The following is a 24,073-nucleotide window of genomic DNA, read 5'->3' as shown; positions in this document are numbered from 1 at the left end:
AATTGACCGCTTGCCCACCGATCTGGGCAGGCCAAGCTTCAACGCCGTTGTAGGAGTCGATCACCGCTTGATCGATGGCGCTGAGTTGGTGGCTCAACGTCACTTCTTCCACAATGGATTCGATCTCTGGCAGCGTGCGCAGCGCAGCCAGCTCACACGCGTTGAGTACAACACCCACCACAGCGGCACTGGTTGGCACCCGGACAGACTGTGCTCTGGCACTGATGGGAGAGCAGCCCGCCGAGAGGACGGCAGCACCCAAGCGATTGAGAAATTGTGCTTGCGTGTCTGGTGTAGAAGCGACAGAGATGTTGTTGGCCGTATCCAGATCAATCAGGACAGAAACGGTGCCAGTTTCGTTGTCTTGAGCGCGACCAATCAACTCTGAAATTTGAGCGCCGACACCGGTCATCATTGAGCCCGTTGCATCCGATGAGGAGTTGCCGCCGGAGCATGCGCTGAGCACACCTGCTATCAAGAGAAAGATGACCTGGTGCTTGAACCGTGCAAGCGCACGGTGCACGATTGCTAATTTGATACACCAGAAATTCATTGGCCGCATGCCAGTTTGACATCCAGCTGCGCAGTGATCTGATATCCTCATGGACGCCTTGGATTTGCCGAATCTTCATGCACGAAGTTTTGCGCTGGCTCGCTGGAAGTTGCGCGAATGGCTGTTTGACTTGGGTGATGAACCACCCGAACATTGGTCTCGCTCCAGAGCCATCTTGATCATCGCATTTGCCTGGGCGACCTGGTTGTACCGGCTTGTGTTGTTTTTGGGCATTGCAATTCTGGTCTATCACTTCTTTGTCAAATTGGTGGGAATCTTTTTATTCTTTGTAGAGATTCTTTGGTTTGTGGCCAAGCCACTTGCGTCGGAGTTGGCTGTTTGGCGCACCTTGTGGCCTCGCATCGTTTTACGTTCACGGAGCCGACGAGCAGCAGTCTGGTCCGCACTGCTGTGCATCATTTTGCTGCTGCCTTTGCCAAGCCGCATCAGCGTGAGTGCGGTCCTCAAACCACAAGAATCGTGGCCGATTTATGTGCCAGCAGGCGCGCGGATTGAAGCCATGCCATTCAAGCATGGCGATTGGGTTCCAGCTGGACAGACTTTGATGCAGCTTTACGTTCCAGAGCTGGCCAGCCGTGCAAAAACCTTGAAACTGAGACTGGATCAACAGCGTTATCTGGCCGAGACCTCGGCCTTTAATGATGATTTACGCAAACGCTGGATGGTGTCTGAACAAACCGCCCTGGCGACCCAAGCAGAGCTGCAAGGCGTGCAAGCAGAGCAACACCAATATGCTCCTGCAGCTCCTTTTGGCGGTCAATTTCTGTTGGCTGATCCTGACCTGACAGTGGGCCAATGGATAGGGAAAAAGGACAATTTGGCATTGCTGGTTCACCAATCCAGTCCTTGGCGAGTAGAAACCTGGTTAGACGAAGACGATGTGGCCCGTGTACGAGTTGGCCAATCAGCGAAATTTTTGACCGATGGACCGACGTCTCCGATCGTGGATCTCAAGGTGATATCTGTGGACAAAGATGCCGCACGCGTTCTGCCCCGCCGAGAGTTGGCAAGTTTGCTGGGCGGACATGTCATGACACGAGAGAGGAGCGGCCAACTGATACCAGAGCGCGCGGTATATCGCGTCACGCTGGAAGTGCTGCAGATGCCAGATGAGCTTAAACAGCTGACATGGCGTGGCCAGCTGATTATTCATGCCAATTGGCAAAGCCCCATCGCCCGGTATGCGAGGCAAATGCTCATGGTTTTGGTCAGAGAAATTGGGTTTTAAAACCCTCTTCCAAACTCAGAGTTTGAGCGATGAAAAGGGCTCGGAGAATTTCCGAGCCCTTGCAAATGGTGGCCCAATTGATCAATTGAACCCGAGTCCACCGCTCCCTCATGTCTAGAGAAATGCTCCAATGTCTAGGGACATGCTCAGAAAAGGACCATCAATGCGGTTCAGAAATTTTCAACTAGTCGCTAACAGCAAGAGCGACCGATCAGACGCCATCGATTTTGCGTAAGAGCGACGGGTGTTGACTTCTTGCCTCTTCAACCGCTGCAGATATTGCAGTCAGATTATCGGATTCGCAAGCCTTCACAAGCATAAGTATCGTTCCGCGCAGATCATGCACCTCCTCCATTGAAGCCTTTTTTGGCTCAGGAAGGTACTCTCGATTCCAAGAAACGCCGCGCAGCGCCTCTCGCGCTCGCAGGGAAATCCAATCCAGTCTTTTGGTTGGCTGCCGAGCTGCGTTTGCAATCCTCGAAATATGGTCTAGCGCATCTCGCAGGAGAGCAATCTCTTCATCCGGGTTCATCTTTTGCATCGCCATATTTCGAAATTAACCACTCAGGCTGACAACAACTTAATGTAGCGGTCATAGCTGAAACTCCGGTTCTTTTTGTTCCCAGTCGTCTCCGTGATCAGGCCTAATTCCTCTAGCGTCTTCACCGCTGCATTGGCGGTTGGGAAGGTCGTCCCCAGAGCGGTCTTCACCCGGTCTACCGTAAAGCGAGGCATCATCGGCAGCATCTCAAAAAGGCGATATGCGGCCGCTCCGCTCTTTGTCGCTTCCAGGAGTTTCCTGCGGTCTGCGGCAACCAAAGAGGCGATCTTGACGATGTTCTCCTCGGCTTGGTTGGCAGCGACTTGGACGCCCTCCAGGAAGAAGCGAACCCAGGACTCCCAATCTCCGTCTACCCGGATCCCGGACAGCAGGCGGTAGTACTCGCTCTGGTGCTCCTTCAAGTAGCCACTCAAGTACATCAGCGGCTCAGGTAAAAGTCCCAAGTCTTCCAGTAGAGCCGAAATCAGCAGACGCCCGATACGGCCATTGCCATCCAGGAACGGGTGAATCGTCTCGAACTGAGCGTGGGCAAGTGCAATCCCGACAAGAGGCGGCAGCCCCCTGCCCTGACCAGAAACTTCCTCGTCCTTGCGCGGTTGGTCATGAATGAACTTCTCCAGATCGCTCATCAGGACCTGGACCTTGTCCGCTGGCGGAGGCACGAAAACGGCGTTGCCTGGCCGGGTTCCACCGAGCCAGTTTTGAGAGCGCCGCAAAGCGCCTGGTTGTTTGCCCGTCCCACGAACTCCGTTGAGTAGAAGCTTGTGGGCTTTGCAGAGTAGTCGAACGCTGATGGGCAACCCTTTGGGGTCGCGCAGGTTGTCCCTCACCAGCCGGTAGGCAGCGATGTAGTTGGTGACTTCCTCGACGTCGTCGGTATTGCTCACCTCAATCCCAGCCTCATCATCAAACAGGTCCGTGATCGTGGCTTGCGTTCCTTCGATCTGGGAGGTCAGCAAGGCCTCCTTACGGATCGCGCTGTAGAGGAGCCAGTCCACAGACGGAACCAATCCCGAGACGCCCGACAGGCGAGCCAGGGCCATCTCAGCCCGGTGGTTCAGCTCCGCAAAGACCTCTGGCTCCAGCGCTGGCTTGCTCGGCGGCAGTGCATTCGGGACGAACGCCTTCACCACCTCACCAAGGGTGGTGGATTCGACATAGGTTCCGGTGGCCCGCTTCATGAACAAGGTTCCTTTAATTTGATTCTTTCATTTTAAAGACTTCTTTAATGTTGCGCAAGGCAATTAAAACGATCTTTAACAACTCCTCAACATGCCTAATGGAGTTGGCACTGTCCGAGCAATGTTTCCAGTCCATCAACTACTGGAGACCCTCCATGCAAAGACTTCGCTGTGCCCACTGCAATGACCTGTTCACGCCTGCGCCACAGGTGCCCAAACAGACCTACTGCTCCAAGCCCAATTGCCAGAAAGAGCGCCGCAAGCAATGGCAGAAAAACCGCCTGCAATCGGACCCCGACTACAGGGCCAATCAGTCACGTGCTCAGAAGGCCTGGACCGAAAAGAACCCCGACTATTGGCGCGAACTGCGTCAAACCGGGCCCGATTATGGGAATTCAGACCCCGCAGAACAAGATTTTCTTGGTCGGGAGCTCCTGCAAGCGTCGATCAAGATGGATTCGTTAACTGAACCCCAAAACCTCAAAAAAGCCTTATTTGACGGGGTGTTCCGCATCAAAGTGCTTGCCGAACCTCGAAACGTCAAGATGGACGTGTGGATTGTTGAACTTTCCAGCATCCATGCGGGTTACAGCCCGATTTTGGATTCATCAAGAGATGACTAGATAGCCAGACGCGAGTACTCCCGCTACCTTATGGCAGGGAGTACTTCTGGCCTCCCCCTACTGCGCACCGAGATGCGCCCGAAGGGGGCTGGCCGGGTCAATTTCTCCACAAAAACAATGGACAACGATGCAACATGGCACAACAACACGACGGGGGCGGAACCCAGAAATCCATCTTCAAGGCGGTCAAGTACGTCCGCATGTCCACCGAGCATCAGCAGTACTCCACTGAGAATCAAGCAGACAAGATCACCGAGTACGCCGAGCGCCGTGGCATCGAGATCATTCGGACCTACGCCGATGAAGGCAAAAGCGGCCTGCGCATCGAGGGGCGGGTTGGGCTGCAGGAACTGATCCGGGTCGTCGAGTCCGGACAGGCGGATTTTCAGATCATCCTGGTCTATGACATCAGCCGCTGGGGGCGGTTCCAGGATGCGGACGAGAGCGCCTACTACGAGTACATCTGCAAGCGCAAAGGCATCACGGTAACTTATTGTGCAGAGCAATTCGAAAACGATGGCTCCCCCGTCTCCACCATCGTCAAGGGCGTCAAACGGGCCATGGCCGGTGAGTACAGCCGGGAGCTCTCCACCAAGGTCTTTGCCGGGCAGTGCCGCCTGATCGAACTCGGTTATCGCCAGGGCGGCCCCGCAGGTTATGGCCTGCGTCGCGTGCTGATCGATCAAACTGGCTCCATGAAGGGCGAACTCTCCCGTGGCGAGCACAAGAGCCTGCAGACCGATCGAGTGATTCTGATGCCCGGCCCTGATGAGGAGGTGCGCATCGTCAACCAGATCTATGACTGGTTCATCAACGACGGTGTCCTGGAAGCGGAGATTGCCAAGCGCCTCAATGCACAGGGGGTAACCACCGATCTAGACAGACCCTGGACCCGAGCCACGGTCCATCAAGTGCTCACCAACGAGAAATACATCGGCAACAACGTCTACAACCGGATTTCCTTCAAGCTCAAGAAACACCGGGTTGTGAACGACCACCAGATGTGGATCAAGAAAGAATCCGCCTTCGAGGCCATCGTCCCGGGCGAAGCGTTCTACACGGTTCAGGGAATGATCAGAGCCAGGAATCACCGCTTCACGGATGAAGAACTCATCGAGAAACTGCGCAGCCTGTACCAAAGCCGAGGCTTGCTGTCCGGTCTGATCATCAATGAGACAGAGGGCATGCCATCGACGTCTGCCTACATCCACCGCTTTGGCAGCCTGACGCGTGCCTATCAAGCCGTGGGGTTCAACCCGGATCGGGACTACCGCTACCTGGAGGTCAATCGCTTCTTGCGCCAGATGCACCCGCAAATCATCCGGGAGACCGAGCAAAAGATCAGGGAGATTGGCGGGCTGACCGAGCGGGACAACAGCACCGACCTGCTCAACATCAACCGTGAATTCACGGTCTCGATCGTTCTGTCCCGCTGCCAGGTCTATGAGACGGGCACGAGGCGATGGAAGGTTCGCTTTGACAGCAGCCTTCAACCAGACATCACTGTGGCCGTGCGTCTGGATGAATCAAATCAGTCGGCACTGGACTACTACCTCCTGCCAAGTCTGGACTTTGGCAACAAGGGCTTCACCCTGGCCGATCGCAACGGGATCGAGTTCGAGACCTACCGATTTGAAAACCTCGATTACCTGTACGGGATGGCAGAGCGAACAAGAGTAAGGAGAGCAGCGTGAGTGAGTCCAGAAAGAAACCACAACTGAAGATGATCCCGATCAGTTCCATCGAGGTACTGAACCCCAGAGAGCGAAACCAGCGGGTCTTTGATGACATCGTTGGCAACATCAGCAAGATTGGCCTGAAAAAGCCCATCACGGTCACAAACCGCCCCAACCCGAACGGGGAGGAGCACTATCTGCTCATTTGTGGCGAGGGTCGCATGAAGGCTTTCATGACTCTCGGTGAAACCGAGATCCCGGCCATGGTGATCGAGGTAGATGATGATGACGCGTTCATCATGAGCTTGGCAGAAAACATCGCACGACGGCAAGGGCGTTCCATCGAACTGCTGGCTGGTGTTCTGCGACTCAAGGATCAGGGGTACGACAAGAAAGCCATTGCCGAGAAAACGGGGCTGAGTGTCGATTACATCCATGGCATCTTGCAACTTCTTGAAAGCGGAGAAGATCGACTACTGATTGCAGTTGAGTCAGGCAAGATTCCACTCTACGTTGCCATGGAAATCAACAAGGCAAACAACGATGACAAGGCCATCCAGAGAGCCCTTCAAGATGCCTACGAATCCGGTCACCTACGAGGCAAACAACTCATCATGGCCAGGCGGGTGGTTGAAAAGCGTCACACACTTGGCAGGTCAGTTCGTCACCGTGTCAGGCCAAGAACCACAGGAGACGTTACCTCGCTGAGCCTGGTACGCAGTTACCAGAAAGAGGTCGATCGACAAAAACTCATCATCAAGAAATCCGACTTTGCCCAGCAACGACTTATGTTCGTCATTGGCGCCCTGCGCTCTTTGCTGACCAACGAGAACTTCACCAACCTTCTGCGGGCTGAAGGCCTGGACACCCTGCCAACATTCCTGGCCGAGCGCGTTTGGCCCAACGGAGTGGCTACATGAGCCAGATCGCACTAGGGTTCATTCCTGACCCGATGACCGTCACCTTCGAGAAACTGCTGCCAAGCCGAAAACTGCCAGAAAACGTCACCAATTCGAGGAAGTACAAGCAGATCATCGAGTCACTGCGCTCGGTCGGGTTGATCGAACCGCTGACCATCAGCCCTTCATCTGGTGATGGCACGCATGTTCTCCTCGACGGGCACACCCGTCTTTTGGCCATGAAAGAACTCGGCCTGACGGAATGTCTTTGCCTGATCTCCACGGATGATGAGACCTACACCTACAACAACAGGATCAACCGCCTCTCGACAGTGCAAGAGCACATGATGATCAAACGGGCAATCAACCGGGGGGTGTCGCCAGAGAAGTTGGCCAAGAGCCTGCATGTGGACATCGAGCACATCATGAAAAAGGTCAAGCTGCTCGATGGCATCTGCGCGGAGGCGGCCGAGTTGCTGCGTGACCAGGTGTTCTCGGCAAAGCTCAGCGATGTCTTGCGCCGGATGAAGCCAACCCGGCAGGTCGAGTGCGTGGAGTTGATGATTTCGGCCAACACCATCACCATCCCCTATGCCGAGGCCTTGCTTGCGGCCTCCCCTGCTCATCTCCTGATCGGAGGTGTCAAACCCAAGAAAGTTCGTGGGGTCAACGCAGAGCAGATGCTCAGGATGGAGCGCGAGATGACCAATCTGCAGGAACAGTACAAACTGGTCGAAGAGTCCTACGGACAGGATGTTCTGAACCTGGTGCTGGCCAAGGGCTACCTGGTCCGTTTGCTTGAAAACAACTCAGTGGCCCGCTACATCCAGCAAAACCAGCCCGATGTGTTCTCCGAATTCTTGAGCATCGTTGAGACTGTTTCCATGGACAAATGATGCATCCGGGCCAGCCACCTGTCTCCGCTCCCGAGCATCCATTCGCAAGTGATGAGACCGATCTCCACCGCAATGCACCAGTGCCCGACCCGGCCTGCCTGTATGGTCTTGTTGGCGAAGTGGCCAGGGCTGGCAGCAAGGGCAACGAATCGAATCCGTATGCCATTGCCACGAACTTTCTGGCCTACCTGTCATGCGCCATTGGGCGCGGAACATTCCTGCAAATCGGAAACACGGAGCATCACCCGAGGATTTTCAGTCTGCATGTGGGTCGCTCGGGCAGGGGTAGGAAAGGCGACTCCCTGGCCCTGGTCATGAAACTCGATGAGTTCATCCGGGCGCAATCGCCCGTGCTGTGCCCGCAGATCCATCGAGGCGGCTTGTCATCACGCGAAGGACTTGCCGCTCTGATTCACGACGGGTTCCAGCAAGGAAGCCAGGAAGTCCCCGCCATTGAAGACAAGCGACTGTGGGTCGTGGAGTCTGAATTTGCCAACGTGCTTCAGCAGTCACGGCGCAAAGGCAATACCCTGTCTACGGCTTTGCGAGATTGCTGGGACGGCGTCTGCATCAAACCCACCACAAAGAACAACCGTGTCTTTGCAAGCAATCCCCATGTGTGTCTGAGTGGAGCCATCACTCCCAACGAGTTGACTGCGCTGATGTCTTCCAAAGACCTGAGCAATGGTTTCGCCAACCGATTCCTGATCATCTGGGCCGAGCGCACCAAGATCACAGCTTTCCCCCAGCCGACACCACCCAAGGAGATCGAATACCTGGCGACCCGCACTCAAGAGGTTCTGAACTTTGCCAAGGCAGATTCGTACCTGGAAAACAACTGGCTTCAGATGGAGTTGAGTCCCCCCGGCAAGTGGCACTACGGGCAGATGTACCGCAATATCCTGGCCCAGGATCTCGGCAACGAACGGGTCAGCGCCATTCTTGAGCGCAGAGCGCCTATGCTGCTCCGCCTTGCGATCGTTTTTGCTCTGTGCGACCTGAGCACAAAGATCGAGATCGCGCACCTCGATGCGGCACTTGCGTGGATCAATTTCTGCTCAGACTCGGTCCAATACGTGTTCTCTACCGCCAAGGAATCCGCACTCACAGAACGCGTGAGCAGAAATTCACATCTGTTGCTTCAGTATTTGACCGATCGGGGCCAATCCTCCAGGAGCGACATCCTGAGGGAGTGCTTCAAGGGGCATTTGAGCAAGCTCGAAATTGACGCCTGCCTGGACCATCTCCTGAACACATCGCCCCCTCAAATACAGATCAGACAGGTACCCCGTGTTGAAGGAAAACCCGGCCCTGCGGCGCTCATGTACAGCTTGGTTTGATGCAATTGTTCGCTACTATTCGCAACCATTCGCAGCGTCAAAATTGGCTTAAACCATTGATTTAAAACATCATTCCAATTGTTCGCACTTTTCGCAGCAAAAACACAAAAGCAGGCCAACTCGGGCAACTGAGATGGGGCTGAATTCGGCATTCACTGCAACCATTGGCGTCAAGTCACCAACGCCCAACTCCATCAATGCACGATACCCTCTGCCATGACTTCTCTGACGGCCAAGTCCGGACAAATTGCCCCCTTGTACAAGGGGCCACAAGGGGTACCAGCAAGTTTCACTGATAGAGCCAAGGGATCAATCAAACCAAAATGGTCGCGGTAGCTTTCCGCTTGGAATGTAAATTGGTTCATGATGCCCAAGACACTGCGGTTCGATGTCTTGCAGTAGGTCACCTTCCCCATCTTTTCCAATTCGGACTTCACCTTGTCCGGTCCGATATCCAGCGCCAGCAAGACCTGCGCCAATGCATCGGGAAAACGCTGCGCAAGAGTTGTGGCTGGAGCCAGCGGGATGACCACTGGAAGCAAGGTCCGTTCATTGACCAGCAGCGCCAGTTGAGGTTTCCAGAACAATGCAGTGGCATACCAGTCACCCAGGATCGTCGAGCAGCCAACGGCCACCTGAACATCAGGCTTGATCCTGTCCAGCAATTTCTTTGTGCAATGCAAATTAAACATGATCGACCACCCGCCTCAGTGCGGTTTATGCAATGTGTCGGGAATAAAGCCTTCATCAGACAGCGATTTGATGACACCTCGAATCAAGAAATTGTTGGCGAACCCGACCGTATATTGCCGCGCCCCTTCACGGATCGGTGCCAGCATGCCACGCTCCACCAGTTTGCTGATCAAGTAGGTACGCTGCCGCTCTGACAATTCATGCATTGGCTCTTTCAAGTCACTGGCCTTGGCAATGCCAAGACGGGCAGTCGCCAACAATACTCGCTCCTCAAGTGCTGTGATCAACTCACGCTGGCGGGCATAGTGCAATGCTGGCGTCAAGATCCGTTCAATGAGGTAGCCAGCATCGGTCAGTCGATCGACCTTGCGCAACTCTTCGAGCATGCCACTGAGAACATACACACACCACTTCTCAAGGCCCACGGGAGAGCCCGTGTCGGCCAAACCCAGCATGGCGTAGTAGCGATCTCGATCGTTGCAGAAAACAGCCGTGGGATTAAGAACACGGCCCCCTGCCCTCACGTTGAACCCATATTTGATGAGCAAGGTGTAGGTGAGCAGTCGCACCACACGACCATTTCCGTTATTGAATGGATGCACCCACGAAAAACGATGGTGCGCCAATGCCACCTTGATCAGGTCATATTTTGCGGGGTCGGGTCGATTGATGAACCCAACCAACTCGGCCATGTATTGCTGAACAGTAACGGGATCGGGTGGCAGGTGGTCTGACTTGGAGATCTGCACGGTCTTTTGGCGATAAGCTCCTGGCGTGACGTCAGCAAACACCCGATCCAGTGCCTTGGCACTCTTGCCACCCAGGGCTGTGATGTCACCGTCGGTGAAGAGGCGGTTGCCCGTCTCGTCACACAGGGTGAGCGAGACCAGGCGGGCACGGACGTTCTCAAGGCGGCCTTCCTTGCCAATCAAGCTGGCCTCGAAGGCGTCGCGGTCCGTACCGGTCATGGTGCGCACCTGCACCTCGCCACCCCACTCGGGCACGGGCACGGTTTCACGGGGCAGATCGTCGGATTGGAGGATTTGTTCACGGGTCAACATGGGGCTGTCTCCTTAAGCCTCTGTGATGTCGCCATCGATCTCGATGGTCACGGAGGCCTGCACAACCGCATCCACGCCGCCTTGCACGCTGAAGTGCGTGACATAGCCGTAGAAGGTCCAGGTGGCAGGGTTGGTGTCGGTGAAAGTGATCTTGAACTGGCGGCGCACCCGGTTGGCGCGGTCGGTTCTCAGGCCCTGGTGCACCAGATCGTCGGGGTTGTAATGCAGGGTCAGAGACAACTGCCCTTCGTCACGAAGGCCCACGCGCTTCTCCTTGGCTGTGGAGGCCAGATTGGTGACGTCAATGACGGCGGCCTGCCCGCCCGGGCCCTGGAACGAGACCACGTTGGGGATGGTTTCAAAGGCGGTGGTGCCAAACCGGGCAATGGCAATTCCTTGCGCGGTGATTGCGGTGCTGCTCATGCACTCTCTCCTGTTTTCAAATTGAACTGCCCTGTCGGTAGTAGGTGTAGTCCACGCTCACCCGGTACAGCCGGGCCTGATCTTCAAATTCACTGAGCCCCATGCGCACATCGGCGACGGTGCTCTTGTCAGCCAGAAGCGCAGTCAGGACCTGGTCCTGCAGATGCAGGGCCTCCTGGTACGTTCTGGCGTAGGTGTCGACTTGCACGCGGGCGCGCTGCAAGTTATGTGGCCCATCGATGCCAAAGATGTGCTCCTGCACGACGGGCGTGTAGCCTCCAGGGCAGGCCGCAGGAATGGCCGCGCGCGCATCTTGCGGGTGCCGAACTCAACGAATCGCCAGTACCAGGCGTCCTGCGACAGGTTGCCCTTCTTGCCCTGCTTGCGGTACTTCTTGCCGTGACGCACCGTCACGAAGAAGGTCTGACGCGTCAGACTGGAGAGTTCGGGGATCTGTTTCATGATCACCGAGCGCCTCAGCGTTCCAGGTGGCGGCTGATTGGGTCCCAGAACCTCGGCCGCCTTGGGCGCCCGCAGACGGGCCTCGTCGCGGATGACCTTCGCTCCGGCATAGACCGAGACGCGCAGGCCGTTCTTCGCCACCCGGTCTGGCAATTCGCGCAGGGCTTTGGCCAATTCAGCCAGGCCCTCGACCTTGAAGCGTTCATGTTTAGCCATCGTCCAGCCCCTCGCTGGCCAAAAGGATGGCCGTTTGCATGCCACCGGCCTTGGTGATGGTCTGGTAGTACGACAGATCGGCCAGCAGCACGTCACCCGCAGAAGAGAAGGTGTTGGCGTGTTGCGAGACGAAGACTGGGCGGCCAAGCAACATGCCGTAGGGCGAGACCTGGATGCCACCCGGGTTCATGCCCGTGGGCAGGTAGATCGGGTACCGGCGGGACTGGGTGTTTACTGCGAGGAAATCGATCACCGCAGTGAATTGGCAATGATGTTTCGCGACATTGGCATGGGCGGTGGCAGTGACATCCAGAAAATGCCCATTTGGGAATTTGATCTGACGGGGTTTTCAACTCCAGCGATCCTGTCCAGACTGAAGATCAACCGAATTGAAGGCATAGAGGCCATCGAGATCCGGTCACTGACCGTGTTCAAACCCGAGATCAAAAGCGTTTTCAGCCAGGGGCGAGAGATCAACAGGCGGATCGAAAACGCCCTGATCCTCAAGCGTCACAGGTTCGAGAGCCGCGACATTTTCGAAGTGGCAGACCAGATTCACCGGATTTCGGACCTGAGTGGGTACATCGTGGCGCAGGTCAAACTGGGGATCCGTGTCTCCAAGACACCCAATCGCTCAGCACACTCGGTTTCGGTGCAGGTCAGCATGCCCAATGGTTTCAGCGATGAGAGTAAAACCAAGGTCGATTCGGCATTGATATTGAGGCAGTTGCAGGCCACCTGTTCATAGAAACGCTGGAAACCCAGCACCGCGATCGGCTGGACTTTCACGACGTCTCGGTCTGGGCGGTCAAGAGCGCGCTTGAAGCCGCCTACGCCGCAGGTGTCGCAGCAGCACAAAACACATCAACAACATCGAAAGGAAAGAAATGAAACTCACGGACACCCAGCGCAGCCTGCTCGAAGCAGCGGCCAGGCATCCTCAAAAACTGTTGACCGACTTTCCGGCCAACCTCAAAGGCGGCGCACTCATCAAGGTGCTCACCGCCCTGGGCAACGCAGGACTGGCTGCCCGATACGCCAATGCACCCGAGGGCAGCATGCAGTTGGTCATTACCCCTGAAGGCCTGCAAGCGATCGGCTTGGAGCCCCAGCAACCACCCAAGCAGCGCGAGGGCACCAAACAGGCCACCCTGATCGAGTTGCTCAAACGCCCAGAGGGCGTGAGCCTAGCCGAGATGGTCCAGGCCACCGGCTGGCAAGCGCATTACGCCGATGTCCTGGTTATGCCGACCTGCGTCGGAAATCCGGCCTGTGTAGCGGAAAGAGTTGCGATGAAGTCGGCATAAAAAAGATGTCACGCGCATGATGAGAGCCCCTATTTCAAGGAGTTCTCATGTCGATCAAACCCCTAGAAGCCCAAGCTGTATGCGCCCGCGATGATCTTTTGCGGGATTTTGAAGTTGAGTTACTTCGGCAAGGATACAAACCAAGTACCGTTGCCAAAAAGAAGAAGTTGTTTGCTGATCTGAACGATTGGCTGCAGGTCCACGAACTATCCGCAGGTGATCTATCGTTCCAACTGGTGGATCGTTTCTTATTTGATCGCCGCTCTGCTGGCTACTCTAGACACAAGACGCATGAAACACTGCGTCCGATCCTGGACTATCTCTGTCGGCTGAAGATCACGCCTCCTCTTGAGGCGCCAGTATCCCCAAACCCCGCAAGCGCAATTCTCGATCGATACCGAATCTTCCTGACGGCAGAACGCAGCTTGGCCATGGTAACGGCCGCGCGGTATATCGATTGCCTGCGTCCATTCCTGTCCCAAAGGGTACTTGAAGGTGGTCTCGATCTCCGGAATCTGAAATCGGCCGATGTCACCGCCTTCGTGGTTGCGAGGTGTCCGCAACTGAACGCTGGCGTGGCAAAACTGACGGTCACAGCGCTGCGTTCGTTCCTTGGCTTCCTGCATCTCGATGGCGTCACGGAGCGATCGCTCGTCCACGCTGCACCAAAGGTGCTCCGCCGTCGGCTGGCCGGTCTGCCCAAGGGGCTTGAGCCCGATCAGGTGCGTCGCTTGCTTGCCGCCTGCGATGTCGACACCGCTGTCGGTTGCCGTGATCTGGCAATCTTGACCTTATTGGTCCGGTTCGGTTTGCGGCGCGGAGAGGTTGCTAGGCTCAGGCTTGACGATATTGACTGGCGCGCAGGTACGATCAGTGTTCACGGCAAGGGCAATTGTTATGAACAAGTGCCCCTGCCCCCCGATGTTGGGTATAGAGTCGCCGAATATTTGCAACACGGCCGACCGACGCATGCCAAAGAGCGGACCGTGTTCGTCAGGCACTTGGCACCACATCACGCGCTCAGCACGACCCGTGTGAGCACCATCGTAGCGGACGTCGCTCGGCGCGCTGGCCTTGGGCGAGTGCATGCGCATCGCCTGCGCCACACCGCAGCAACAGAGCTTTTACGAGCCGGTGCATCCTTGCCGGAGATCGGTCAGCTCTTGCGCCACCGCCGCACCGCGACCACGGCGATTTACGCCAAGGTGGACCGTGACAACTTACGTCTGATCGCACGCCCTTGGCCGGAGGGCGCGCTATGAGCAACTTACGAAATTACCTTGTTGATTATTTGAGCATGAGGCGCGCCCTCGGCTACAAGATGGACAAGGCAGAGCGGCTTCTCGGCCAGTTCGTCACCTTCGCCGAAGATCGCGGTGAGACCCATGTTCGGACCGAAACGGCGCTAGCCTGGGCGGATCTCCCTTGCGGTGCAGACGTGATTTGGACCTCCAGACGTCTGGCCGATGTTCGTCTGTTTGCTCGGCACATGCAAACACTCGATCCAATGACCGAGGTGCCGCCCAGAGAACTTCTGCCGGCACGAGGGCGTCGCGCAACGCCATATCTCTACACCGCGCAGGAAATTGCGGATTTGATGCGAGCCACAGCGATCCTGCGTGGATCGCATGTGCAGGCACCGTCGGTGAGGATGGGGTTGGTGAAGCCAAACTCCGCAATGGAGGCCGCGATCTGCGCCACTTGCTCATCGCTGTGAGTGCGGGCATTGCGGGCGTAGGGAATCAGGTTATCCACAGGCGTGATTCGAATTTCAGGGCGAATCTGGGCTTGGCTCATGCGAGTTCCTACAATGACCTGCAATCGAAAGCAGGTCAGATGAAGATTGAAGTAAAGAAAGGCGTCCTCGCCCGCAGGTTGGGCAAGGATTTCAAAGACGAAGGATTTGTCCCCTTGAACGTGGGGACCTACGAGGTTTCAGGCCCCGCTGAGCATGGGTACCTGGCTGTGACCGTTTCCGCTGACCTCACCGGATTCATCCATTTGGACAAGCTCGAGGAATTTGTGAAGCAGGACCTTGTGGTGCTTTGCTGAATCAAGATGCTTTGATTCCCAAGGTATCGAGAATTTATCTTTTTTCCCGCCGAAATGCGACACCCTTTTTTCGGCCAATTTACGCAATCACCGTCACTCTGACCGCAGGCGCCTGAACCCACTGGAAATATTGCCCAAAATTGCCAATCATGGTCCCGGGCAATACTCCAGCATCCCTGCCTCACGAGGTGATCTGGTGGATCACCTGCAGCATGGCGTACTGCCAGTGGCGCTGCGCGGTGCGTGAGCAGCAGCCAAAGCGCTGGCCAATGTCACGCCAGCCGTAGCGCCGGGCGCGCATCCACACCAGTTTTCGCTGCTCCACCTCCAGGCACTGGATCCAGCGCATGACCTCCAGCATCTCGTCCACCTCCTGGGGTGTTGGCGGGAATTTGATGTAGCGGCGTTCTTCGAAGGCGCTGCGCTCCGTGCCTGTGGCCTTGATCTCGGGCCAGTAGCTGACGTAGCCCTGCACCCGGACAGCGGGCAGCCGGTAGGCCGTGCGGGCGGCCTGCCGAAAGCGCTCGCCGATGCTCTCGATGGTGTGTTCATCCAATTTTTCCCCCTTTGCTTTTTGACCCATAGAGCCGGTTGCCGATGCGCTCGATGAGTTGTTGTTCCAGAAAATCAAGCCGCGCATCACTCGAGGAGATGACCAGCAGGTGGTTGTTTTGCCAGCCGTCCCTCTTGGTGCGTTCGATATCCATCGGGATGGGCTGGGCACGGCCCAGCGGAGACGGGTAGCGAGGAGCCGGGATCTTCATCTCACACCTCCTCGTGGTTTTGCATGGCCAGGTGCAGCAACGCGATGGCATCGGCCTCGTTGTCATCGCTCACGTGAAACCCGAGCTCACCGACGGCCCGGATCACCTCGTCCTTGGAAGCATTACCCTTGCCGCTGATGTGGCGCTTGATGGTGCACACGGGCACCCCCTCATACGGGATCTGGTGGTGCTCGCACCAGGCGGTGAGCGTGGCCATGAGGCCGCCGTAGACATGCGCGGCGTCCACGCCGAGGTGACGGCGCACCTCTTCAAAGTACACGGCGTCGATGCCGTTGTCGGTGGTGCCCTTGATTTCTGTGAGCCAGCGCTTGAAGCGCAAGAATCGCATGCCGCCGCCCTCAAAGCGCTGGGGCTTGAAGCTGGCAAAGCCGTGTGTGATGGCTGCTGCCTGATCGCGAAGCGCCCATCCCGTGGTCGTGCCCAGATCGAGGGCCAAAATCGTCTTGAGTGTCATGGTGGTCCTTGCTCTGACGCACCGACGCATATCGACGTTGTTTTCTATATTCCCTCTATTACGCGTACGCGTGAGACGTCGATAATAGGAAAACAGCGTCGAGCTGTGTCATGCGTCAGTCGTGTGTCTGAAAGTGAATTCTTTTGAGTTTGTTTTCGGTTTGCTTTTGGTCTCAGTCGACCTCGTGGGGCGTGAAGCGAACGGGTGCGCCCTGCTTCAAACCAATGCCTTGGAAGCCGCGTACACCACTTGAGTTGCGCCATCGCTCCACCCCTTTGGAGATCAGCAGGTCAGAAAACCGCCGCTGCGAGCCCTGGTATTCCCCGTTCGTTTCGGCCCACTGCTTCCAGTCGTTGAAAAGTTCGAACGTCAGGGACTTGGCGTTGCTCACCAGCACGCAGCGCTCCTCGATCCAGCGACCCATCACGTCCTCGGACTCGAAGTACTCGTTGGTGGCAGACGTCACCGAGGTGGGCTGCTTCAGGCCCTCGCGCTGCCACATGAGGCAGCCCTGCACGGCCCAGGCCAGGATGCCGTCGCGCTCCTTCAGGAGTTTGGACTGCAGCTGGTGATCGCGTTTTTCGGGCGGAATGGACAGCGTGAAAGGGATCAGGTGCATGCGCCGCTTGATCGCCTCATCGATGTTGCGAATGGCGGGCTTGTGGTTGCCCGAGATCACGATCTTGTAGGCGGGTACATAGGTGAAAAAGTCCTGGCGCATGAAGCGCGCAGAGACCCGGTCACCACCGGTAATCTCCTTGATCTTTGATTCGTTCCAGCGCCTGCCCTGCTCGGTTTCCGTGGCCGTGACCAGGCGTGAGCCCATGAGCCCGGCAAGATCCGTGGGGTGGCGGTCGTTGCGCGACTCCATGAAGGTTTCCATGGGCGCATTGGCGGCATAGTCCCCCATGATGGTGAACAGGGTGTTGACGAACACCGACTTACCGTTACCACCGGTGCCATAGAGAAACAGCAGTGCGTGTTCGGTGGTAAGGCCCGTGAGGCAGTACCCCGCCATGCGTTGCAGATAGGCCAGCAACTCTGCATCGCCTCCCGTGACCTGACTCAGAAACGCCAGCCACTGCGGACACTCGCCACGGGGACTGGCGGTCGTGATCTTGGTCATCCGGTCGATGCGCTGGTGTGGTCGCAGCAAGCCGGTTTTGAGCTCAATGACCCCCTCGGGCGTATTCAGTAGCCAGGGATCGGGGTCCCACTCTTCGATGTTGGCAGCGTGCTTGGGGTCGGAGCGGATGATCCGCTCTACCGACCCGATGGAGGAGGCGCTGGCCAGCTTGGACTTGAGCTTTGGCGTGTCGGCCTTGCGCGAGGCGGCGCGGCAGATGCCCCGCGAGAGATGCTGCACATAGAGCATCTTGTCCTCGATCCAGCGTTTGCCGTTCCACCAGAACCACTTGCCCAGCTGGGCGCAGTAGCGCAGGTCGATGCCATAGCGGTTGGTGAATGCAATCGCCAGCCCGTCCTCTGTGCTCCAGTTCACGCCATCGACCAGGTCGACCGAGGATGTGTCCATCTCCGACGGATCCGGGTCCTTGGCAATGGGCAGCCTGTGCCCTGTGAGGATGAAGCCATCCACATCAAAAGCGGCGCCATCGCTTTGTGCATCGCCCTGCCCTGCCCCCTCGGCCAGCGCGTCTGCAGCGTCCCAGCCTGTGGGCTTGAAATCGGGCGGGATCAGGATGTCGCACGATCGTGCCCCGGCCTCCAGGGCCGCCTTGGCGGCCGACTCGGCGTAGCTCCAGCCTGGTGCGTCCTTGTCCGGCCAGATCAGCACCGCCTTGCCCTCAAGGGGGCGCCAGTCGGTTTTGTCCACTGGCGCGTTGGCCCCTTGCATGGCGGTGGTCGCGCAGTACCCTGCATCGATCAGCGCCTGGGCGCACTTCTCCCCCTCGACCAGGATGACCGTCTCGGCGGCGAGCATGCCCGGCTGGTTGTACAGCGGCCTGGGGGTGGGAGGTGCCATGCGGCGCTTTTTGACATCCCAAGGCCGAAACTCCTTCTTGCCGGGTTCCGGTTCATAGCGCGAGACCACGGCGATCAGCTTGCCGCTGGCGTCCTGGTACTCCCACTTGGCCGTGGGCACTCCCAGCTCGTCGACGGCGGGGCCCGATTTCTTGGCCCTTGCCTTGGGGATGTCCAGCCTGGGCATGCCCAATATCTCCTGCGCCACCTCGATAACCCGCGAGAACTCGGTCTTGATGTCCAGGTGGCGGTTACCGGCAATCAGATGGAACAAATCACCACCGGTGCCCTCCGCCCTGTCGGTCCACAGTCCGGCCTTGGGGCCACTCAGTACCACTTCCAGGCTGTCGCCTGCCGCGCCATAGACGTTGCCCACATAAAAGCAGTTGCGACGGATCACCCCTGCGGGCAGCAGATGCATGAGCACGCTCTCGGCGTTGTCGATCAGAGCAGCTCTCATCCGTTTCGCGTGATCAAGTGCCAGTTCGGCCATCGCAAGGTGCGTTACCGGGGCCTGGCCAAGAACACCAGCCAACTGCTGGTGATGTTCGCACTGTCGAACCTGTGGATGGTGCGCAAGCGAATATTGCAAGGGCTGCAGGCATGAGTGCGTCTGCAGCATGGACAAGGGCCCGAGAACGGGCGCCAAAACGCCAAAGGAACGAGAAATCGGCGGCAAATGCAATGCTGATTTCGCCATGTGAACATTCACGCATCAACTCGCGCTGTGGCAGGGGTTATGCAGACCATCCCTAGGTGATTGGATGCTCCGTTGATTCACAAAGTCGAAGCAAAGTCCGGGATCGGCAGCAATCGGCCATAAGCAGACTCTCAGTTCCCGCACGATATAGAAAATTGGGCGTCTCGCTGGAGAGTGAGACCTGCGTTGCAGGTACCCAGAAGACCAACCGTGAAAATGGAGCGAGTAGCTAGTTAACGACCTTCACCTTGCTCTCCGTTTCAGTGGCACAGTGCATACCCAAACGGCTCAATAGGAGGCGATCCTTCTCCGCCTGAGGATTGCTGGTCGTCAGCAGTCGATCCCCATAGAACATGCTGTTGGCACCCGCCAAGAAGCACAGCGATTGCAGGCTTTCAGGCATTTCTTCTCGACCTGCCGACAAACGAACCATCGCCCGAGGCATGCAGATGCGGGCAATCGCGATCATGCGGACAAACTCAAAGGGGTCCAGTCTCTGGGTTCCTGCCAGAGGCGTGCCCTCCACTTGCACCAAATTATTGATCGGCACAGATTCAGGATAAGGGTCCAGATTGGCCAGTTGGACGATCAGACCGGCTCGTTGACGGCGCGTTTCGCCCATGCCGACGATGCCGCCGGTGCAGACTTTAAGCCCAACATGGCGAACACGTCCAAGGGTATCGAGTCGATCCTGATAGGTTCGGGTCGTGATGATCTGGCCGTAGAACTCGGGGGAGGTGTCCAGGTTGTGGTTGTAGTAGTCCAGTCCGGCATCCTTGAGTTGTTCGGCCTGAACATCATCCAGCATGCCTGCGGTCAGGCAGGTCTCCATCCCCAGCGCTTTGACTTCGCTGATCATCTCTCCAATCTGCTCGATGTGACGCTCCTTGGGTGAACGCCAGGCCGCCCCCATGCAAAAGCGCGTGGCACCGCTGGCTTTGGCTGCACGGGCCGCGTCCAAGACCTCTTCCAGCGGGAGCAGTTTTTCGGCTTTGAGGCCCGTATCGAAATGGGCTGATTGCGGGCAGTATTTGCAGTCCTCTTCACAGCCGCCCGTTTTGATGGACAGCAGCGAGGAGAGCTGAATCGCATTGGGGTCAAAATTGTCCCGATGGACCTGCTGCGCACGGAAGATCAGGTCATTGAACGGTAGCTCAAACAGTGCTGCCACTTCATCCACCGTCCACGGTTTGGTGTTGCGGCGGTCCGCGTCAGTAGTCGGTGTCAGTGTCTTGATTTGATTGAGGTTCATGCGTTTTCCAGTGCCACGCGCAAAGCGCTCAGGCTCAAGTGAGCGGCAACAGCCGCGGGATTGGGGTCTGGCAGGCGAGGCACCTGACCCCAGCAAGGAGCATTCAGTCGGGCCGATAAAGCGGCCAGATTATCTTCAACATAGGCCATCGAAGGATCAACTGCATTGGCAACCCAGCCAGCCATGCGCAATCCACGAGATTCAATGGCTTCAGCGGTGAGCAGCGCGTGATTGATGCACCCCAAGCGCATGCCCACCACGAGAATGACAGGCAAATCGAGGTCTGTCGCCATGTCGGCGGTGTCCCAGCCAGCGGTCAGTGGCACGCGAAACCCCCCCACACCTTCCACAAACCCAATGTCGCAAAGTCCAAGCGTCCGCTGCACGGCTGCAAGCAACGCTGCTGGCTCAATGGTGATGCCTTCAAGTTTGGCCGCAATATGAGGCGCGCAAGGTGTGCGCAGTTGCAATGGCCCCACCTGGGCATCGGTCAGTTCAATGTTGACAGCGGCTTGCAGGCGCAGCACGTCCTCGTTGACCCATCGGTTGTTCACCATGTCCTGGCCCGCCGCCAAGGGTTTGACGGCAGCGCTGCGCAGCCCGAGGCTGCCCGCCAAATGGGTCAGCCCCGCTGTGATGGCGGTCTTTCCGATTTCCGTGTCGGTACCGGTGACAAAAAATGCTGTCATGCGCCCTCCATGCGTTGCACTGCAGCCTCTACGGCATCCAAAAGGCGGTCGATGTCACTTGCAGTGTGCGTGGCACACAAGGTGATGCGCAATCGCGCCTGCCCCACGGGAACCGTCGGCGGACGGATACCGGGTACACGCAAGCCAGCCGCCTCCAGAGCCGATGACAGGACCATAGTGGCGTCGTTGGAGCCAACGATCAGCGGTTGCACAGGTGTGGATGAAGGGGCCAGTTGCCACCCCAAATGGGCATTGCGATCCAGCAAATCGCCCAAGCCCTTGCGCAATTGTCGCTGCAGTGCCAACAGGTGTCTGCGGCGTTGCTGGCCAACTTCCCCCTCCAAGAGGTCTAGACTGGCCAACAAGGCATGGCAAACCGCAGGCAAGGAGGCCGTGGTGAAGATGTAGGTGCGAGCCGCCTGCATCAAATACGCGATTACACGTTCGTGGGCGGCCACAAAAGCCCCCGACAGGCCAGCCGCCTTGCCCAGGGTGCCGACCAGAATGATGCGCTCACTGGACAGATCAAAGTGCTCCAGTGCGCCACGTCCACGCTCCCCCAGCACACCAAAGCCGTGCGCATCGTCGAGGACCAGCCACGCATCGTGCTCCTGTGCCAATTGCAGCAACTCCGGCAAGGGGCCCATGTCCCCGTCCATGCTGAAAATGGTGTCGCTGACGATGAGTTTGATTTTCGCCGTGCTGGACGCCAGAAGCTTGCGCAGCTCGGCCACATTAGCGTGGCCATAGCGCTGAACGGGTGCCTTGGCTAGGCGCATGCCGTCGATCAGGGATGCGTGGTTGAGTTCGTCCGAGAAAAATTCGGCTTCGGAATCCCCCAAAGCCGAGGTAACCGCCAGATTGGCCATATAGCCGGTGCTGAAGCTCAACACACGCGCCTGTGGAATGTGAGGCGCAAACCAGCTGGACAGCCTGTCTTCGAGGCGCTCGTGCGCCAGCGTGTGGCCGCTGATCAGGTGTGAGGCGCCCGAGCCACCAGCCCAAATTTGCGCGCCTTCCGCCAAAGCCTCGGCAATGCGCGGGTGGGATGCCAGCCCAAGATAGTCGTTTGAACAGAACATCAGCCTCTGCTGGCCGACGCCGTTTGTACTCCGGACGATTTGATGAGGCGACGTTGGCGATTCTGCGGTGCGCAACACCCGGGTCAAGTGCTGCTGGGCTATGGCGTCGAGTTTCTGGGTCAGATGCTCATGCAGCATGGTGCAGAACCTCGTTCAAGGTGACGCCCACGGCATGGGCCAGAAAATCCGCTGCTGCCTGGTTGATTACATAGGGGGGCATCAGGTAGACCGTGCTGCCTATCGGCCGGATCAACAACTCATGATGCCGTGCAGCCAAGTGAAAACGTTCGCTGAATCGGTCGCCGGAATCTGTGACGTCGAAAGCGAGAATCATTCCCCGCTGGCGGAAGTTCTTGACACGAGGGTGCTCTGACAAAACTGCAAATGCTTCGCTCAAGGCAGAGGCCTGGACTCGATTGGCCTGTATCTGTCCAGCATCGAATCGATCCAGCACCGCATTGGCTGCGGCACAGGCCAGAGCGTTGCCCGTGTAGGAGTGAGAGTGCAGGAACCCACGGGATACGTCATCACTCCAGAATGCGCGGTAGACAGCCTCTGTGGTCAGCACCAGTGACAAGGGCAATGTTCCACCGGTGATCCCTTTGGAAAGGGTGACGAAATCAGGCCACTGCGCTGTGTCAACCTGTTCCCAGGCAAAAAAGGTTCCTGTGCGCCCGCAGCCCACCGCAATCTCATCGGCAATCAAGTGAACACCGTGCTGGCGGGTGAGCGCGCGCACTTTGCGCAAGTATTCGGGGGAGTGCATGACCATGCCGGCCGCCCCCTGGACTAGCGGCTCCACGATCACTGCAGCAATGTGCTCGCCCCGCTCATCGAGCAAGCTGCGCAAGGCAGAAAACGCGGCATCCTCGTTGTTGAGTCGGCTATCCGGCGATTCAACGATGTGTGCATGCATCAACAGTGGATCGTAGGCGTCACGGAAGATGGCCACGTCGGTCACGGCGAGCGCACCGATGGTTTCACCGTGGTAGCCATTTTTAAGACAGACAAACTCGCGCCGGAGCGTTTGCCCCTGATTGCGCCAGCTGTGAAAACTTTGCTTCAACGCGATTTCAACGGCACTCGCACCATCCGAGGCAAAGAACACATGACCCAGCGCGCCACCCGTTCGGGCGCTTAGCCGTTCGGCCAGCCGAACGGCAGGTTCGTGCGTGCAACCGGCCAGCATGACATGCGGCAGCGTATCGAGCTGGGCTTTGATGGCTGCATTGAGGTCAGGATGCGCATGGCCGAACAGGTTGACCCACCAGGAGCTGTTGGCATCGAAGTAGCGTCTTCCTTGCGTGTCAAACAACCAAGGGCCTTCGCCTCGTGCGATTGGCAGAGGCGGCGTCTTCTGTGCGCGAGCCATTTGCGTGCAAGGGTGCCACACCACCTCAAGGCTCCGAATGGCAAGCTCACCTTGCTGAGCAGAGTGAAATTTCATCAGGTATGAATCTGAACGCTCCCTCACTGGCATCCTCGACAGTGAATGGGAAAACAGCGTCACCTTGCGATGCGCCACCTTGTTGGCCGGTATCCGGGCTGGTGGAAGCTGCTGTCGCCTTCCCGAGCAATATGCTCAGTGGCTAATGACAGGAGTGAGAGGTGAGTCTCGTCCACTTACCGTTGCGAGGACAGCGCAGGTTGAATTTTCCCTGAAAGGGTTAGCTTCCCTGCTTCCCGTTTAACTGCGATGTGTGAAATACACCGCGAGCACCAACCTTTTTAGTTTAGCTCATACACCTACATTCGCATGCTGGTTCTGAAATGTGGTGGCTGCGCCGACATTGCCTGCGCTTATTGGCCGACCGCTTTGGGTCGGTCAGCGACGGTCAAGGGCCAACGGCTCAATTCGGCCATGAGCCGTCAGCTAGGGACGCTCTCGATAGCAGTCGTTAGCGACTCGTAGCGCCAATAGGCAGTCTGCAAAAG

General features: G+C 57.4%; 27 protein-coding genes, 2 pseudogenes and 1 riboswitch. Of the genes and pseudogenes, 13 read left to right on the top strand and 16 right to left on the bottom strand.

Annotated features, from left to right (window positions below; all coding sequences use genetic code 11):
- Nucleotides 1-10 precede the first annotated feature (10 nt).
- Both QLQ16_RS12545 and QLQ16_RS12540 read left to right on the top strand, forming a co-directional pair.
- Nucleotides 11-388, top strand: coding sequence for a hypothetical protein (locus QLQ16_RS12545; RefSeq protein ID WP_283225094.1), 378 nt, complete (start codon nucleotides 11-13; stop codon nucleotides 386-388).
- A gap of 214 nt (nucleotides 389-602) precedes the next feature.
- A complete protein-coding gene (locus QLQ16_RS12540; RefSeq protein WP_283224998.1) occupies nucleotides 603-1,802 on the top strand; it encodes an efflux RND transporter periplasmic adaptor subunit in 1,200 nt (399 codons plus the stop codon).
- Between the two features lie 211 nt (nucleotides 1,803-2,013).
- On the opposite strand, the gene QLQ16_RS12535 is transcribed toward QLQ16_RS12540, so the two are convergent.
- Together QLQ16_RS12535 and QLQ16_RS12530 are read right to left on the bottom strand one after the other, a co-directional pair.
- Nucleotides 2,014-2,343, bottom strand: a complete 330-nt coding sequence (locus tag QLQ16_RS12535; protein WP_283224997.1) for a hypothetical protein — start codon at nucleotides 2,341-2,343, stop codon at nucleotides 2,014-2,016.
- 23 nt (nucleotides 2,344-2,366) lie between these two features.
- The gene (locus QLQ16_RS12530) at nucleotides 2,367-3,545 is read right to left on the bottom strand and encodes a Fic family protein (protein WP_283224996.1); all 1,179 of its coding nucleotides are present in this window, start codon (nucleotides 3,543-3,545) and stop codon (nucleotides 2,367-2,369) included.
- Nucleotides 3,546-3,700: 155 nt separating this feature from the next.
- Here QLQ16_RS12530 and QLQ16_RS12525 point away from each other — a divergent pair, with 155 nt between their 5' ends.
- The 5 genes from QLQ16_RS12525 (at nucleotide 3,701) to QLQ16_RS12505 (ending at nucleotide 8,979) form a co-directional block, all read left to right on the top strand.
- Nucleotides 3,701-4,168: a hypothetical protein gene (locus tag QLQ16_RS12525; RefSeq protein WP_283224995.1), complete on the top strand. Its 468-nt coding sequence runs from the start codon at nucleotides 3,701-3,703 to the stop codon at nucleotides 4,166-4,168.
- A 134-nt stretch (nucleotides 4,169-4,302) separates the two neighbouring features.
- A complete protein-coding gene (locus QLQ16_RS12520; RefSeq protein WP_283224994.1) occupies nucleotides 4,303-5,862 on the top strand; it encodes a recombinase family protein in 1,560 nt (519 codons plus the stop codon).
- Nucleotides 5,859-6,764, top strand: coding sequence for a plasmid partitioning protein RepB C-terminal domain-containing protein (locus QLQ16_RS12515; protein WP_283224993.1), 906 nt, complete (start codon nucleotides 5,859-5,861; stop codon nucleotides 6,762-6,764). Before QLQ16_RS12520 ends, QLQ16_RS12515 begins: the two co-directional genes overlap by 4 nt.
- Nucleotides 6,761-7,639 (top strand): plasmid partitioning protein RepB C-terminal domain-containing protein, encoded by an 879-nt coding sequence (locus QLQ16_RS12510; protein ID WP_283224992.1) that lies wholly within the window; start codon nucleotides 6,761-6,763, stop codon nucleotides 7,637-7,639. Before QLQ16_RS12515 ends, QLQ16_RS12510 begins: the two co-directional genes overlap by 4 nt.
- The gene (locus tag QLQ16_RS12505) at nucleotides 7,636-8,979 is read left to right on the top strand and encodes a DUF3987 domain-containing protein (RefSeq protein WP_283224991.1); all 1,344 of its coding nucleotides are present in this window, start codon (nucleotides 7,636-7,638) and stop codon (nucleotides 8,977-8,979) included. Before QLQ16_RS12510 ends, QLQ16_RS12505 begins: the two co-directional genes overlap by 4 nt.
- A 194-nt stretch (nucleotides 8,980-9,173) precedes the next feature.
- Here QLQ16_RS12505 and QLQ16_RS12500 read toward each other — a convergent pair whose 3' ends face one another.
- The 5 genes from QLQ16_RS12500 to QLQ16_RS12480 form a co-directional block, all read right to left on the bottom strand.
- Nucleotides 9,174-9,671, bottom strand: coding sequence for a DUF6933 domain-containing protein (locus tag QLQ16_RS12500; RefSeq protein ID WP_283224990.1), 498 nt, complete (start codon nucleotides 9,669-9,671; stop codon nucleotides 9,174-9,176).
- 15 nt (nucleotides 9,672-9,686) lie between these two features.
- Complete coding sequence (locus QLQ16_RS12495) at nucleotides 9,687-10,733, bottom strand: Fic family protein (RefSeq protein WP_283224989.1); 1,047 nt, start codon at nucleotides 10,731-10,733, stop codon at nucleotides 9,687-9,689.
- A gap of 12 nt (nucleotides 10,734-10,745) precedes the next feature.
- Nucleotides 10,746-11,156 (bottom strand): phage tail tube protein, encoded by a 411-nt coding sequence (locus tag QLQ16_RS12490; RefSeq protein ID WP_104801492.1) that lies wholly within the window; start codon nucleotides 11,154-11,156, stop codon nucleotides 10,746-10,748.
- 144 nt (nucleotides 11,157-11,300) lie between these two features.
- Nucleotides 11,301-11,834 carry an HK97-gp10 family putative phage morphogenesis protein gene (locus QLQ16_RS12485; RefSeq protein WP_283224988.1) on the bottom strand — a complete coding sequence of 178 codons (534 nt, stop codon included), beginning with the start codon at nucleotides 11,832-11,834 and terminating at the stop codon, nucleotides 11,301-11,303.
- Complete coding sequence (locus tag QLQ16_RS12480; protein ID WP_283224987.1) at nucleotides 11,827-12,087, bottom strand: hypothetical protein; 261 nt, start codon at nucleotides 12,085-12,087, stop codon at nucleotides 11,827-11,829. The genes QLQ16_RS12485 and QLQ16_RS12480 overlap by 8 nt, the downstream gene beginning before the upstream one ends.
- 18 nt (nucleotides 12,088-12,105) lie before the next feature.
- Between QLQ16_RS12480 and QLQ16_RS12475 the strand changes: the two genes are divergently transcribed.
- The 4 genes from QLQ16_RS12475 to QLQ16_RS12460 are packed head-to-tail and all read left to right on the top strand — an operon-like array spanning nucleotide 12,106 to nucleotide 14,403.
- Entirely contained in the window at nucleotides 12,106-12,582 is a 477-nt protein-coding gene (locus tag QLQ16_RS12475; RefSeq protein ID WP_283224986.1) for a hypothetical protein, read from the top strand.
- Nucleotides 12,546-12,725, top strand: a complete 180-nt coding sequence (locus QLQ16_RS15825; RefSeq protein ID WP_283225088.1) for a DUF6900 domain-containing protein — start codon at nucleotides 12,546-12,548, stop codon at nucleotides 12,723-12,725. The genes QLQ16_RS12475 and QLQ16_RS15825 overlap by 37 nt, the downstream gene beginning before the upstream one ends.
- Complete coding sequence (locus QLQ16_RS12465) at nucleotides 12,722-13,141, top strand: DUF3489 domain-containing protein (RefSeq protein ID WP_283224985.1); 420 nt, start codon at nucleotides 12,722-12,724, stop codon at nucleotides 13,139-13,141. The genes QLQ16_RS15825 and QLQ16_RS12465 overlap by 4 nt, the downstream gene beginning before the upstream one ends.
- Nucleotides 13,142-13,188: 47 nt before the next feature.
- Nucleotides 13,189-14,403 (top strand): site-specific integrase, encoded by a 1,215-nt coding sequence (locus QLQ16_RS12460; protein WP_108418391.1) that lies wholly within the window; start codon nucleotides 13,189-13,191, stop codon nucleotides 14,401-14,403.
- 337 nt (nucleotides 14,404-14,740) lie between these two features.
- On the opposite strand, the pseudogene QLQ16_RS15820 reads toward QLQ16_RS12460, so the two are convergent.
- Nucleotides 14,741-14,938: pseudogene (locus tag QLQ16_RS15820) on the bottom strand (ParB N-terminal domain-containing protein); the annotation flags it as partial.
- On the opposite strand from QLQ16_RS15820, the gene QLQ16_RS12450 reads away from it, so the two are divergent.
- Nucleotides 14,843-15,193, top strand: coding sequence for a hypothetical protein (locus QLQ16_RS12450; protein WP_283225093.1), 351 nt, complete (start codon nucleotides 14,843-14,845; stop codon nucleotides 15,191-15,193). The pseudogene QLQ16_RS15820 and the gene QLQ16_RS12450 overlap by 96 nt on opposite strands.
- Before the next feature lie 181 nt (nucleotides 15,194-15,374).
- Here the strand turns inward: QLQ16_RS12450 and QLQ16_RS12445 are convergent, their stop codons facing one another.
- The 4 genes from QLQ16_RS12445 to QLQ16_RS12430 all read right to left on the bottom strand — a co-directional run bounded on the left by QLQ16_RS12445 (nucleotide 15,375) and on the right by QLQ16_RS12430 (nucleotide 18,875).
- Nucleotides 15,375-15,749, bottom strand: coding sequence for a DUF6362 family protein (locus QLQ16_RS12445; RefSeq protein ID WP_283224984.1), 375 nt, complete (start codon nucleotides 15,747-15,749; stop codon nucleotides 15,375-15,377).
- On the bottom strand, nucleotides 15,742-15,957 hold the full coding sequence (locus QLQ16_RS12440; protein WP_283224983.1) for a hypothetical protein: 216 nt from the start codon (nucleotides 15,955-15,957) through the stop codon (nucleotides 15,742-15,744). The genes QLQ16_RS12445 and QLQ16_RS12440 overlap by 8 nt, the downstream gene beginning before the upstream one ends.
- Before the next feature lies 1 nt (nucleotide 15,958).
- Nucleotides 15,959-16,432 (bottom strand): crossover junction endodeoxyribonuclease RuvC, encoded by a 474-nt coding sequence (locus tag QLQ16_RS12435; protein ID WP_283224982.1) that lies wholly within the window; start codon nucleotides 16,430-16,432, stop codon nucleotides 15,959-15,961.
- A gap of 172 nt (nucleotides 16,433-16,604) precedes the next feature.
- Nucleotides 16,605-18,875 (bottom strand): phage/plasmid primase, P4 family, encoded by a 2,271-nt coding sequence (locus QLQ16_RS12430; RefSeq protein ID WP_431310416.1) that lies wholly within the window; start codon nucleotides 18,873-18,875, stop codon nucleotides 16,605-16,607.
- On the opposite strand from QLQ16_RS12430, the pseudogene QLQ16_RS12425 reads away from it, so the two are divergent.
- Nucleotides 18,870-19,022: pseudogene (locus QLQ16_RS12425) on the top strand (IS5/IS1182 family transposase); the annotation flags it as partial. The gene QLQ16_RS12430 and the pseudogene QLQ16_RS12425 sit on opposite strands and share 6 nt — an antisense overlap.
- A 322-nt stretch (nucleotides 19,023-19,344) precedes the next feature.
- Here the strand turns inward: QLQ16_RS12425 and bioB are convergent.
- Genes bioB through bioA form a run of 4 tightly spaced genes read right to left on the bottom strand, consistent with a single transcriptional unit; the run spans nucleotide 19,345 to nucleotide 23,585 of the window.
- Nucleotides 19,345-20,367: a biotin synthase BioB gene (gene bioB, locus QLQ16_RS12420; RefSeq protein ID WP_283224980.1), complete on the bottom strand. Its 1,023-nt coding sequence runs from the start codon at nucleotides 20,365-20,367 to the stop codon at nucleotides 19,345-19,347.
- On the bottom strand, nucleotides 20,364-21,056 hold the full coding sequence (gene bioD / locus QLQ16_RS12415) for a dethiobiotin synthase (RefSeq protein ID WP_283224979.1): 693 nt from the start codon (nucleotides 21,054-21,056) through the stop codon (nucleotides 20,364-20,366). The genes bioB and bioD overlap by 4 nt, the downstream gene beginning before the upstream one ends.
- Entirely contained in the window at nucleotides 21,053-22,276 is a 1,224-nt protein-coding gene (locus QLQ16_RS12410; RefSeq protein ID WP_283224978.1) for an aminotransferase class I/II-fold pyridoxal phosphate-dependent enzyme, read from the bottom strand. Before QLQ16_RS12410 ends, bioD begins: the two co-directional genes overlap by 4 nt.
- Nucleotides 22,266-23,585 carry an adenosylmethionine--8-amino-7-oxononanoate transaminase gene (bioA, locus tag QLQ16_RS12405; protein WP_283224977.1) on the bottom strand — a complete coding sequence of 440 codons (1,320 nt, stop codon included), beginning with the start codon at nucleotides 23,583-23,585 and terminating at the stop codon, nucleotides 22,266-22,268. Before bioA ends, QLQ16_RS12410 begins: the two co-directional genes overlap by 11 nt.
- 67 nt (nucleotides 23,586-23,652) lie before the next feature.
- A riboswitch (cobalamin riboswitch) is annotated at nucleotides 23,653-23,875 on the bottom strand.
- Nucleotides 23,876-24,073: the final 198 nt, after the last annotated feature.

The sequence above is a fragment of the Limnohabitans lacus genome (assembly GCF_030053395.1).
Taxonomy (GTDB): domain Bacteria; phylum Pseudomonadota; class Gammaproteobacteria; order Burkholderiales; family Burkholderiaceae_C; genus Limnohabitans_A; species Limnohabitans_A lacus.
The sequence above is the reverse complement of the archived record's forward strand: the minus strand, read 5'-3'. Positions and strand labels throughout refer to the sequence as shown.